This window comes from Aquimarina sp. MMG015, assembly GCF_018100855.1.
GTDB lineage: Bacteria > Bacteroidota > Bacteroidia > Flavobacteriales > Flavobacteriaceae > Aquimarina > Aquimarina latercula.
In genome coordinates, this window is record NZ_JAGJEB010000005.1 from 173,900 (window position 1) to 185,567 (window position 11,668).

General features: G+C 30.8%; 12 protein-coding genes. 1 reads left to right on the forward strand and 11 read right to left on the reverse strand.

Features of this window, described 5'->3' with window-relative positions; translation table 11 throughout:
* Positions 1-18: 18 nt before the first annotated feature.
* The 4 genes from J8L88_RS11230 to J8L88_RS11245 form a co-directional block, all read right to left on the reverse strand.
* On the reverse strand, positions 19-471 hold the full coding sequence (locus J8L88_RS11230; RefSeq protein ID WP_118387207.1) for a carboxymuconolactone decarboxylase family protein: 453 nt from the start codon (positions 469-471) through the stop codon (positions 19-21).
* Positions 472-547: 76 nt separating this feature from the next.
* On the reverse strand, positions 548-1,123 hold the full coding sequence (locus J8L88_RS11235) for a Crp/Fnr family transcriptional regulator (protein WP_027392599.1): 576 nt from the start codon (positions 1,121-1,123) through the stop codon (positions 548-550).
* A 38-nt stretch (positions 1,124-1,161) separates the two neighbouring features.
* Positions 1,162-2,211, reverse strand: coding sequence for an SMP-30/gluconolactonase/LRE family protein (locus tag J8L88_RS11240; RefSeq protein ID WP_027392598.1), 1,050 nt, complete (start codon positions 2,209-2,211; stop codon positions 1,162-1,164).
* 15 nt (positions 2,212-2,226) lie between these two features.
* On the reverse strand, positions 2,227-3,675 hold the full coding sequence (locus J8L88_RS11245; protein WP_211060777.1) for an amidohydrolase: 1,449 nt from the start codon (positions 3,673-3,675) through the stop codon (positions 2,227-2,229).
* Positions 3,676-3,979: 304 nt separating this feature from the next.
* On the opposite strand from J8L88_RS11245, the gene J8L88_RS11250 reads away from it, so the two are divergent.
* Positions 3,980-4,576 (forward strand): fasciclin domain-containing protein, encoded by a 597-nt coding sequence (locus tag J8L88_RS11250; RefSeq protein ID WP_027392596.1) that lies wholly within the window; start codon positions 3,980-3,982, stop codon positions 4,574-4,576.
* Positions 4,577-4,647: 71 nt separating this feature from the next.
* Here J8L88_RS11250 and J8L88_RS11255 read toward each other — a convergent pair whose 3' ends face one another.
* The 7 genes from J8L88_RS11255 to J8L88_RS11285 form a co-directional block, all read right to left on the reverse strand.
* Complete coding sequence (locus J8L88_RS11255) at positions 4,648-5,583, reverse strand: hypothetical protein (protein ID WP_118387201.1); 936 nt, start codon at positions 5,581-5,583, stop codon at positions 4,648-4,650.
* A gap of 546 nt (positions 5,584-6,129) precedes the next feature.
* Positions 6,130-7,140, reverse strand: coding sequence for a transglutaminase domain-containing protein (locus tag J8L88_RS11260; protein WP_027392594.1), 1,011 nt, complete (start codon positions 7,138-7,140; stop codon positions 6,130-6,132).
* Between the two features lie 15 nt (positions 7,141-7,155).
* On the reverse strand, positions 7,156-7,833 hold the full coding sequence (locus J8L88_RS11265; RefSeq protein ID WP_211060778.1) for a carboxypeptidase-like regulatory domain-containing protein: 678 nt from the start codon (positions 7,831-7,833) through the stop codon (positions 7,156-7,158).
* 581 nt (positions 7,834-8,414) lie between these two features.
* Positions 8,415-9,065: a CPBP family intramembrane glutamic endopeptidase gene (locus J8L88_RS11270; RefSeq protein WP_027392592.1), complete on the reverse strand. Its 651-nt coding sequence runs from the start codon at positions 9,063-9,065 to the stop codon at positions 8,415-8,417.
* Between the two features lie 115 nt (positions 9,066-9,180).
* Positions 9,181-10,020, reverse strand: coding sequence for a LytTR family DNA-binding domain-containing protein (locus tag J8L88_RS11275; protein WP_027392591.1), 840 nt, complete (start codon positions 10,018-10,020; stop codon positions 9,181-9,183).
* Between the two features lie 50 nt (positions 10,021-10,070).
* Complete coding sequence (locus J8L88_RS11280; protein ID WP_118387190.1) at positions 10,071-10,832, reverse strand: DJ-1/PfpI family protein; 762 nt, start codon at positions 10,830-10,832, stop codon at positions 10,071-10,073.
* 194 nt (positions 10,833-11,026) lie between these two features.
* Entirely contained in the window at positions 11,027-11,602 is a 576-nt protein-coding gene (locus J8L88_RS11285) for a hypothetical protein (RefSeq protein ID WP_035084928.1), read from the reverse strand.
* Positions 11,603-11,668: the final 66 nt, after the last annotated feature.

Below are 11,668 nucleotides of genomic sequence, written 5' to 3' on the forward strand. Positions count from 1 at the left end.
AAAATAACTAACGATTTTTTATTCTTGTGATGGTGCAGGGGTTAGCAATGTAGCAACTCCAATTCTATTCCAAGCATTGATTCCGCATATAGCCATAATGATATCGATTACTTTTTCTTCTCCAAATGTATTGATCGCTTTTTGATATAAGGTTTCTGATAATCCATTATTAGAAATAAGAGTAATTTCTTCAGTCATTGCTATAATGATTTGCTCTTCGGATGTAAAAAATGGAGAATCTCGCCATACAGGTAACGCGTGGATACGATATTGTTTTTCACCTTTTTCGATAGCTTCTTTTATGTGCATTTGTATACAATATGCACAACCATTGATTTGAGAAGCTCTTATTTCGATCAATAAAAACTCTAGATCTGTTAAGGTACTTTTTTTGCAATTTTTATGTAAATCAAACAATGGTTGGTACGCACTTGGTTTAATCTTACCGATATCTATTCTATCTGCTTTCATAAGTATGTTGTTATTTGTTTAAAGCAAAATTCAACATATGAAATGATGAAAAACTTAATCTAGATTAAGAAACATATTAAGAACGCTTTTTTGCTCTTATTTTACTTAAAAATTCTGGAGTAAATCCTAAATAAGAAGCTAACATGTACTGTGGAACTCGCTGTACAAACTCTGGATTATATTTATAAAAGGTGTTATATAATTCTTCTCCTGATAGGTTGAACATATATTGTATTCTTTTTTGATCGGCTATTCTAACTCGTTCTTGAATAATTCTAAAATATTTATTGATTTCCAAAGAGTTTTGTAATATACTATCTAGGTTAGATCTACTGATTTTTAAAATTACAGCATCTTCGGTAGCTTGGATATTAAGTTGTGTTTGAGTTTTATTAATAAAACTATCAAAATCCGTTAACCACCAATCTTCTATGCCGAAATTCACTGTTTTTTCTACCCCTTTTTTATTGACGAAAAATGATCTAAAACAGCCTTTTACAATGAAATGATTATGATTACAATGATTTCCTTCTTTTAAAATAAATTGTTTGGGAGCAATATTTTCAATTTCAACAAGGTTTATGAAATTAGTTATTTCTTTTTCTGATGGATGTACAAACCTTAGGATGTGATTTTTTAAAGATGCTGTCATTGTAGTGAATAAATAAATACATTGTTTAATGGAGTGATCTATTTTTTTACTTTTAAAATTAGAAAATGGTCGTCCATAACATTCCCAGTAATGATAAGATTTTTATAAGGTGTAGCCACAGTGGATCCAGACATTCCCGTTCCGTCATCTGTATATTGTTGTTTAATGGTATAGTCATTCTTTCCGTTGTAGGTGATTTTTATAATTTCTGAAGGAGAGGTTTCTTTTTTACCTTTAGCATAAGATCCAAAGCGCAATAGATTAGGATGGGCTCCTATCCACAGATTTCCTTCAGAATCAATTTCAATATTATCTACTCCTGTATTACAAGGAATGTCTTCTATGAATTCTAGCGTACCATCATCTTTTTTAGTATATGCTTTGACCAAAAAAGCTCTTGGAGACGCTACATATAATAAGTTACGCTTACGGTCAAAATTAATTCCGTTGGCATAGGCAATTCCGTCTGCAACTTCTATATAGTTTTCTCCATCATAGTACAAAACATTAGAAATAGAAAGTCCCAGATACTCCTCTAATATTTTACCAAATCCATCCGTATATTTATGATCGTTTGTTATATAGAATCGGTTTTCATCAATAAGAACTAGATCGTTTGGACTAATTAGTGAAGGATGCTTAAGAGTTTTTTTGTGAATCAGGTTTTTATCCTGCATAGAAAAAACTTCTATAGAATGCCCTTTTGGAGTATGATTAATAGCCATAATTGTATAGGTGCTATCTTTTTTAATCATCGATATACCGTGTGGAGCAAAAGGTTTATTAAAAGAAGAGGTAAGATTAGTTAAATTAAAACTATTGTCTTTGAGATCCATAAAATATAAAGCTCCTTTTTCTTCCATAATAGGAGGGTAGATTTCTCTATTGGTAGATGAAATTAGCGCAAAACCTTCTGATATATTTACCGTAATATCTTCGGCACCTTTGATAGAAATCTCTTTTAAAACTGTTCCTTCAAAATTGTTTTCTACAGACCTAAAAAAACCAGTTGATATTAGTATATGTACTACAAAAATTAGTAGTATTAGTAAAAGCGATAGTGTGATTCTTTTTGTCAAAAGTTTCATATGTTACCAGTCATATTATTTTTTACTGTTACTTGGCACCGGAGGAGGACCTTCGGGAACAATAGCTTCATAGACTTCATCTCCTTTACGTTCTTTGTATTCTGCTTTTACCTTTTCTAATGCTTCTGGATTTTCATAAAGATCTGTCATGGTCATTGCCATTGCTTTTGATGCATAAAGCATTCCTTTATGACCTATACTCATTCCGCCGCAAGCGACCACTGCCCACGAATGCCAAGGCGTGTCTTTTGGAGCAGTAGTTACTCCTAGATTAATATTAGGAACGTTCCAGCTTACATCTCCTACATCTGTAGAACCGCCTCCTGGATGTTCTTTAGTCTCTTCAAGAGGATTAATGGCACTGTCCATTCCTACTTGTTCTTTTTTAGTAACGTCTTGAATCTTTTTTCCAAAAGCAATTTCATCATTAGTATAAGTAATAGGCCCAAGAAGTTCTAGATTGTTTTGCATTAATTTCCCGCCTTCACGATTTACTAATACTTCATAAATACCTGATATTAAAGAGATTTTGTAGTCTACATTTGCCATAATTGCTGCACCTTCTGCCATTTTCTTTACTCGCTCATATACAGGCATCATTCCAGAACGCTTCGTGTCACGTACTCGCATCCATAACCTAGAATAATCGGGGACAACATTAACTACTTGTCCTCCATCCTGGATATGATAGTGCATACGAACTGTTGGTTTTACATGTTCTCTATAATAATTAATTCCAGTCGTATAAATTTCTAAGGCATCAGAAGCACTTCTACCATTCCATGGATCTGCAGATGCATGGGCTGCTTGTCCAAAAAATTCAATTTTAAAGTCTACAAGTGCTAATGAACTTTGCACATCTGCTTTGGTAGATGCAGAAGGGTGCCAGCTAATATTAGCGTCTACATCATTCCACAATCCTTCTCTTACCATCCATATCTTTCCAAAGTATTTTTCTTCACTTGGCGTACCAAAAAATTTCACGGTTCCTTTAATTTTTCCACTTTCTATCAATTCCTTTACAGCAATAGCTGCACCAAGACTTCCTGCTCCAAAAAGATTATGCCCGCAACCATGTCCTCCAGCTCCTTCTTTCAGTGGAGATTTGGTTGGTTGCGCTTTTTGTGAGATACCCGGTAATGCGTCAAATTCTCCTAACACACTTATTACAGGTTTTCCTGATCCATAAGTGGCAACAAAAGCTGTAGGCATTCCTGCTACTCCACGTTCTACAGTAAATCCTTGCTTTTCTGCATAATCAGCTAGTAGCTTGGAAGATTGATTTTCTTCGAAAGCAGTTTCTGCTAATGCCCAGATCTCATCGCTGATTTTAGTAAGCTCTTCTTGATGTTTTTCTATAGATTTTATAATAGCCTTTTTATTGTTGGAGAGTTTTTTTTGACTATAAATCGGAATAAATAATATAGAACATAAGAGAAGACTTAAAAAGTTATTTGGTTTCATAATGGCTTGAATTAAATGAGTTTGCTTAAGATGATCATGTTAAAAATAACATTTTTTAAGTTGATAGTATATTTTAGATTGTACTTATTAGCATTCATTTTAATTAGAAAACACTGGTTTTTATACTAATTACGGTACAACCACAAGGGTGTGAAAACGCATACTAATTAGCTTCTTACGAATACTCATTTATTAACATTTGTTAACGTTAATTACAATAGTTTTAACCCGTTATCAAGTAATACTTTGATTATAAAATTGTTATCAATAACTAATAATTACTCCATTAAAATCAATTTAGAACATGAAGATTAAAAGTCTATTTAACGTTTTTTCACTTATCTTAATAATCACGTTTGTTTCCTGTGAAGGACTTGTGGTTAAGAAAGAATCTAAATCCTTAGATGATAAGTTAATTGCGCAAGCGGATATTCCTACTGTAGAAACGAATACTTCAACAATTAAGGAATTGATATCTTATGATATCGCTTTTGAGGAATTGAATAAAATAGTTCAGTCTTCTGAATATGCTACGAAATTTAACGGAACCAAATCATATACTGTTTTTGCTCCATTAAATGGTGCTTTTAAAAAATTGCCTGAAGGAATAATAGAAAAGCTTATCGAAGAAAAAAATGAAGAAAAGCTTTCTGCTATTATGAATTGTCACATCATTTCTGGGACAATAAATGAAGAAGACATCATTAAGGCTATTAATGATGGTGGCGGAAGTGTAAAATTAAGAACTCTTGGAGGGACTAGATTAATAGCGAGTAGAAAAAGAGGAAAAATTTATTTAATAGATAAAAATGGTAATGCCGGTAGGTTAATGAAAACCGATATAGAGGCTTCTAACGGTATGATTCATACATTAGAAACTGTAATGTTACCAAAAAAATAGGAAGAGCATAATTTCAATGTGTTTGTTTAAAACCGGAAAACCTCACAAGAGATAGAGTTGTGAGGTTTTTTTTATGAAGCATCACTAAATGGTACTTCGGATAGCGAATTTTTAATAAGATACATAGTATTATTCCTGAAATCAAAAACGGTATTAAACCTTTTTAGTAATTCATTTCCTAAAATATGAGTTTTGATTCCTGCCGGGTTTTCTCTGTTTAAAAGTTGTGTCGGTAATTTATGTATGTGTTGTCCAGCAATCTTTAGAGTAGGAATCTCAACTACTTTGGTTATGAATATATCTCCAGCGCCATTTCTTAACTGATTGGTTTTGATAAGATTTAAGTCCTTAGGGAATGATTGCTCACTTAATATGATACTGTCTAGGAGTAAGGCTTTTTGATATCCTGTGTCGAATAAAAAACGACTGTTATACTTTTTGTTTCTAATAGAAATTTCTCCGTTAAGACATAATATAGTTTTTACAACTTCGAGTTTCGTTTTTGTGTATCCTTTTAGATCGGGTAATTCATTGTGTACAGTCAAAAGATTTTTATCATAATCTAAGGATATTATTTTGTCTTTAAATAGATCCCAACCAAAACGGCCATCCGTTCCTTGACCAGAATGTTTTACAGGATATACTTCTAGATTATCCCATACTAATTCTCCTATTTGTAACGAGGCTGGAGTTTTGAGCTTTACATAGTTTTGTGTTGGAGTTATTTCTTTTTTGTGGTCCAATAAATTAGTTTTTTCTTTTATGGCTTCGTGAGTAAGTAGAAGACCCGTTGTTCCTGAATCAAATTTTAGAAATAATGTATCTCTACTGTTTAGGACCGTTTTTATTTTGATATTGTTATATGGAGTTAATTCAAATGGAATTTTTATGTTTTTAGTGTCTACAGTTTCCGAAATCTTCTTCTCTTGATTTTTGCAACCACAGAGTATAACGATCAGAGTTGCCATTAATAATAATGATCTAGGTATAATCTTTTTAGGTTTCATAGAATTGTTTTATGCTGTTTGTTTCTCCAAAAAATAAGATAAGATATCTTGTTCTAGGATTTAGCAACTGTTAGTTCTAAATTAATCAATACAAATATGATCAATATTTCTATGATAAAGTAAAGCAACCCGATAACAGTTAAATTTTCGTAAAAGTAGTATAGATATCCAATTGTAATAAAGCAGTATAAAAGATTAGCGTAAGCTATTATTTTTAGCAAAATATTCCAATTAACGGGTTTTAAGAAATAACAAGTCATAGAATACACCGAAAAAAACAAAGCAAAGATGGATAAAAAATAGAGTTCTTTTTTAGGCATCCCAATATACTCCTGAAACTTTGTTAATACCACAGCTAAAAAAAATAATGTAACTAGCGCTCCCAATCCATCAATTAGAAAAAGTCGTTTAGGTTCTTTTCTTAAGGGTTCAAGGAATGAAGAGAGTTTAGAGATCACTTTTTTTATTCTTGTTATTAAGATTTAACGTTTTTTCTGCAATAAAAGATACTAAATTTTGAGTGAATTTAACCTGTTGATTAGATGCCTAACTTTTAGTAACATTAATAGTATAGGTTGCTACAATATCACCGTTGATTTTTAAATGAGTATCATAAATGCCTTTGTTTTTAAATGTATGTTTAAACGACTGGATATCATCAGATTTTTCTTTGTTGTAAATTTCTAATGTTCTTTCTTCAATGCCTATATAGTAAACTAATGCAATGTTTTTATCCGAAACAATTTTATTCGATTTAAAACTAAATATAACCTCTTGATCTTTATTTATTGATAGGTCCATATTTTGTGGATAAATAGGAGTGATGTTATTTTCAAATGTTTCTCCGTAGACTAATGGTGCATTTACAAAACTAATCGCTGTAATGTTTTCAGTCAATAACCATTTTTGTTTTATGGGGAAATGATTTTTTCCAAATAGTAGAGGATCTGTTAAAAAATAACCATCATTATATGCTCTTACAAAAACGTTATATTCATTTAGATAACCACTAGACCAAGTAGCATCGCATAAATACCATTTGCTATTTAGTAAAACTGCATTCCAAGAATGGTTTGCCATTTCTAATGTTTTGATGTTAGATTCCACAGATCTACCATATCCATCCACAATTTCTGCGGTTATATTAGACAAATGGCATAATTCTTTAATTAAATATGCATATCCTGTGCACATTGTCTTTTTGCGTTTTAATAATTTTTTAAAAGCAGTTTTTTTATATTCATGGTTCCACCTCATAAATGAAATGGAATCTTGTCTTAGTTTCTTTCTTTTTTTATTCACTTTAGTAAACTGCGTATTATCGCCTTTTATATTTTGACAAACCCACACATAGATCGCTCTAAATTTTTCGACTTCTGTAGGCAGTGAATTCGTAAGCTCGTGTGCTAATAGTGGTAGATTCTCTAAAGAAGCTCCTTTGTGTAGTTTAGCAATATTGTCCGCTCTAGTGAAATCGATATGCTTAAAGTCCGATACTTGAGCATTTAAGTAATTACCAAAAAAAATGAATAAAAAAAGATAGAGACTAGTTTTCATAACAATGCAATTTGATTAATTTCTTTTTGAGCTATATACTTTTTTTACCGCAACTTTACCCATTAATACACAACCATCCATTTTCAAGTTTACTTTTAGAGCTATATCATTTGCGGATTTTTGATCTCTTATTACTACTTTTTTAGAGGTAAATCCTATATAACTAAATACTAAGACATCTCCTTTTTTAAGTGCTATTGGAAATTCGAAATTTCCATCAAAATCGGTAGATGTGCCTATGGTTGTTCCTTGTAAAACAATATTGGCACCAGGTAAAGGAACTCCGCTTTCTGATACGATACCTTTTACGGTAATGTTGTTTTGAGCACTAGCGACCTTAAGTTCTGAAGGATTATTATCGGAGATTCTTGTTTTATTTTTTAGATCTTGTCCTTGTGTTTTAGTAAATGAAAACAAGGTTAAGAAAGCAAATGCGATACCGCTGATGTAACTGATACTTTTTCTCTTTACGCTATAGTTGTATGTTTTTAGTTGACTACTATTAAATCTACCACACGTATTTTTTGTAGAATTAGTTTTAAAATAATTAATGATCTCTGTAGAATTCATCTTAGAGAAATCGATGACTTCTCTGGTACAAGAATTACAAAATCCACCTTTTCTTGTTGAAGAAAAGTCGTTAAAATTTTCAGTACATGGAGTTTTGATGTTTAAGCTAAATTGATTCTTCATAGTATTGTTCTTTATAGTTAATACCTCAAACCTAGGATATCAATAGCTTTTATGAAACGTAGAATTAGCGAAAGCATCTTTACAGTAACTAAAGTGCTTGTTTTGGTTAGGGAGTATGGTATTGACTATATATGTAATAGGACGTAAGAATTGATATAGGCTTCTTTTATAATCTAGATCAATAGTTAGTGCAGATCACTTTTATCTAGGCGGCTTTGCCGTTTTTGATTGATATACTAAAATTAATAAAGAATATTATTAAAGTGATAAATACAGAATACGACAATTAAAAACATTTTTTTTGATTAAATCCTTCGATCTTATTTTATGTTATTTGCCTTTATTGCAATAATCGTAGGGCGGATGATAAACGATACGTTTCGGATGTGTACTTAGCCAAATATAAATATTTTACTCTTATGATTTCTGCAAATGCCTATCGCAGGACTGCAATTTTAAAAATATAGGATAAGACATTAGTAGTAAATTTTATATTTGGCGATTTTGTAAATAACCGTAAACACTTCCGTTAAATATAAAAACCTTGTGTTTCTTTATACATAGATTTTATTATTTAACTATTAAAGCCAACCATAATACATATATACTAATGCAACAGTATCAATAAATCCGTGAACAGCAATATTGAACCACAAATCGCTCTTGCGGATATGAAAAATAACAGCTAAAAGCATACCTGTAATACCTGATAAGATCTGTCCACTTATTCCTTGATATGCGTGTAGCCAGCCAAAAATAAATCCAAATAGTAGAATATTAATGACAAGGCTGATCTTACTTGATCCAAAAAACTTAGTGAATTGTCTCATTAGATACCCTCTAAATACAATTTCTTCGCCGAACGCAGCCGAAGCCCAAATAAGAGCAAGTAAGCTTAATGAAGCAGGCAAGTTCCCTTCATAGGATTCAAATTCAGAAAAGTCTATAGGTTTCCCTGTTAGATAGGTAACGCCTGGCATCAAGACATAGCCATAAAATAAGAAGATAGCTATACCCAAAAGTGGTGCTACAATTAACAGCCTTTTTATATTTAAATTTTTACGCTGAAAACCTAAAGAGCTAAAAAGTTCCTTTTTGTATTCAACCGCACTTGCTATTATTAATAATAAAGCGGCTATCATCATTTGAAAGGATCCTGATAGGTATAAAATATAACAAATGATTATTGCGATTACCGGTGTCAATTTTGTTGTAAAAAAGCTTTTGTTCATTTTTTTATCGTTTTTAATTTTAAGCGAAGTAATAACGATAAAGCAATATAAACAGTGATCTACGGCTTGTTTTTACTGAATGGTATCAAAATAACAGCTGAATAATCATTACATTTTATAGCTTACTCTTAAACCAGTTCATAAATTCTTGTTTTTTATATCTACTGATATTTATTTGAAAAGCTTTTTCATCAGAAATTGTGGGTTTGAGTAAGACTGATAACTTACCGTTTTCTATAGATTTTATTTGTTCAACAGCACGAGTGTGAAGTATAGTTTGTCTATTGGCTCTATAGAAACTTTGTTTGTTGACTTCATTTTCGACTTCGTTGAGGGTAAAATCTGTTATAATGGAGGTTCCATCAGTTTTTGTTACATACACTATTTTGTTTTCACTATATATGAATGCAATTTCAGAATAGTTAACCAAGGTTGTTTTACCTCCTTGTTGCACTTTAAGAACGCCTTTTATCGAGGTAAGCTTGTGAAGGTTATAAATATCGGTAGAAAATAAAAGGGCAATTCCTAGCGTACAAACTAGTAGAGAGAGTGAAAGTCCTGTTAGTAAATGATAAATACTGTATGATTCAATTCCATTAATCAAACCGTTTAAACCAAAATAAAAGAAGAAATAGAGTATAGTGATATACCCTAAAGTTGAAAATAGGAAACGTAAAAGTAGTTGTATACTAATATTTTTAGTGAAGTATTTTTTTTTAAAATATATAAAATTAAAGCGAGCGATAAGGATCATTAGACCTCCACCAATAATAGAAACCACTATAGGAAATAAAGGAAATTCATAATCTTCATTAAATGGAAAATGTTTTGGTTCGAAAAGATGATTTAATACAATTGAAATTACTAAAAGTATAACACCATTTCTAACCCAGAAATTTGAAAAATTAATGTTTTTTGTAAAAAAAATAACTATTGTTTTTATGAAAGATTTCAATCTGTCGTTCTAATTTTTAAAGTTTTATACACCTTGTTGTAAGCCGTTTCTTATTCGACTGGATTAATGAACTTAAGAACTTCATCTGCTACAAATTTTCCACTATTTGCGAAAGATGCTGTTATTAATCTATTTTGGGAATCAACAATTTCATAATTTATTTTCTTTTCGTGATTATATATTTTCAAATTAGCTCCTCTTTTTTTTAATTCAATTTCCATATCATAAGGTAATAATTTTCCAAAATCAGACTGTTTCATTATATTTTTTTCATTCCATGTAGGGAAACTGGTCATTGTTTTGTCTTTGACCAGATATTGACCCGATTTTAATTTCACATCGATAAGTGTAGCAGTTCCGTGACCAATTGTTCCGATAATCCCTCCTGAATCATATATTTCCGATATTGTATGAAGAACATCTGTATTTTTATGAGTGTCCCAAAATTGCCCATACCCACCAGGGATTATGACAGCTAAATATTCCTCTGAATTTACTTCTGACGGTTTTAAACTATTTTCTGTTTTATTTTTGAATAGTTCACTTTTGATAATTTTTTTGACTAAATCCGTAGTATCTCCGTTATGATAGATTGGGATTTTTCCACCTTTTGGTGATACAATATCAATTTCTATATTTTTTTCAGAAAATTTATTGAAGGGGATTGCCAATTCAATCAGATACGTTCCATTTGGTTCATTTTTCATCTTATCTACATTGGTTGTAATGAAAAGAATTTTCTTTTTTTCGATATTCCGTGTACAGGAAATACTTAAAATAAAGATTAATAAAAATGCCAAAATTTTATTCATAGTTCTGTTTTTACAAATTGCTTAGATTGTTTAATATATATGTCGTAGCAAGGCAAAATGTTACCTAATTTTTCGAATTAACACAGAGCCGAACTTTTGTTTTTAACTTTTCTGTTCTAAAAGTCAAATTTAAAAATTTAACGGTTTTTATAAGTAAGTACAAATCTATCGGTTTAGAATTTATTAGCTAGGTTTTATATATCCTGTTGTGCAACGTTTTCATTTGTGTTTATTTTACTAAGTATTAGAATTAAACCTAAAGAAAAAATTGATACACCCAATGCAGTATAGATTAAATTATTCCACAAGAAGTAGCCTAATCCCATGAAAATGGCTCCAAATACCGTTAGGATGTATCCAATAAGGTTTGACTTGATAAAATTTATAGCGTGAATTGTAAGTCCTAAAAAAAGTAAAGATGGACCAACATAAACAAATGGAAAAGCTATCGCTGGTGTGCTAGCTAATTGGTTTAAAAAGATATTTCTTGCATTATTATCATTTCCAAAACTCCACGAAATAAAGTCGATTGTATTTAGTCCAATAAATGCGACTACTCCTATGAATGTTAGTACAGAAGCGATTTTTCCGATTTTATTTTTTGGAAATACTTTATTGAAATTCAAGAGTAAAACTGCTCCAATCAAATTTAGCCAATGAGCAAAATCAATTGGTTTTTGACTGTGAGCAAATTCATTACCTTTTGTAAATATCCAATAACTTATAACGAATAAGCAAAGTCCGATTATGCAAATGATTTTTGATTTCATCGTAGTATTTGATTGATTAATATTTTCAAAAATTACATTTTTTTTAATATTTAAATACTTTATAAA

Coding starts and splice junctions, on each gene's coding strand:
- J8L88_RS11230 (WP_118387207.1), bottom strand. CDS start 471: ATGAAAGCAGATAGAATAGATATCGGTAAGATTAAACCAAGTGCGTAC.
- J8L88_RS11235 (WP_027392599.1), bottom strand. CDS start 1,123: ATGACAGCATCTTTAAAAAATCACATCCTAAGGTTTGTACATCCATCA.
- J8L88_RS11240 (WP_027392598.1), bottom strand. CDS start 2,211: ATGAAACTTTTGACAAAAAGAATCACACTATCGCTTTTACTAATACTA.
- J8L88_RS11245 (WP_211060777.1), bottom strand. CDS start 3,675: ATGAAACCAAATAACTTTTTAAGTCTTCTCTTATGTTCTATATTATTT.
- J8L88_RS11250 (WP_027392596.1), top strand. CDS start 3,980: ATGAAGATTAAAAGTCTATTTAACGTTTTTTCACTTATCTTAATAATC.
- J8L88_RS11255 (WP_118387201.1), bottom strand. CDS start 5,583: ATGAAACCTAAAAAGATTATACCTAGATCATTATTATTAATGGCAACT.
- J8L88_RS11260 (WP_027392594.1), bottom strand. CDS start 7,140: ATGAAAACTAGTCTCTATCTTTTTTTATTCATTTTTTTTGGTAATTAC.
- J8L88_RS11265 (WP_211060778.1), bottom strand. CDS start 7,833: ATGAAGAATCAATTTAGCTTAAACATCAAAACTCCATGTACTGAAAAT.
- J8L88_RS11270 (WP_027392592.1), bottom strand. CDS start 9,065: ATGAACAAAAGCTTTTTTACAACAAAATTGACACCGGTAATCGCAATA.
- J8L88_RS11280 (WP_118387190.1), bottom strand. CDS start 10,832: ATGAATAAAATTTTGGCATTTTTATTAATCTTTATTTTAAGTATTTCC.
- J8L88_RS11285 (WP_035084928.1), bottom strand. CDS start 11,602: ATGAAATCAAAAATCATTTGCATAATCGGACTTTGCTTATTCGTTATA.